At 56.9% G+C, this 274-nt stretch carries 1 protein-coding gene; it reads right to left on the bottom strand.

From position 1 onward, the window contains the following. On the bottom strand, positions 1–274 hold a 274-nt coding region (locus ACTHS3_RS17870; protein ID WP_440368760.1), incomplete at both ends, for an ACT domain-containing protein.

The raw sequence follows: 274 nt of genomic DNA, 5'->3' as shown, positions 1-274 counted from the left end.
GGGTCAGAATCACGATTTCGGCGGTGGTTTGGTCGATCACGCCTTTTTGGATTAAGGCTTCGATGGACACGTTTTCTTTTGCCAAAAGCGCGGCGATTTGCCCCAGCGTACCCGGTTCGTCTTTGGCTTGGACGCGCAGGTAGTAGCTGCTGGTGATTTCGTCCATAGGCAGGATGGTTTGCGCTTGGACTTGGGCGGGCTGGAACGCCAGATGCGGTACGCGGTGGTCGGTATCGGCTTCAATCAGGCGGGCGATGTCGATGATGTCGGCAAC

The organism is Neisseria sp. P0009.S007 (assembly GCF_051962515.1).
This window is presented reverse-complemented; position numbering and strand designations above follow the sequence as displayed.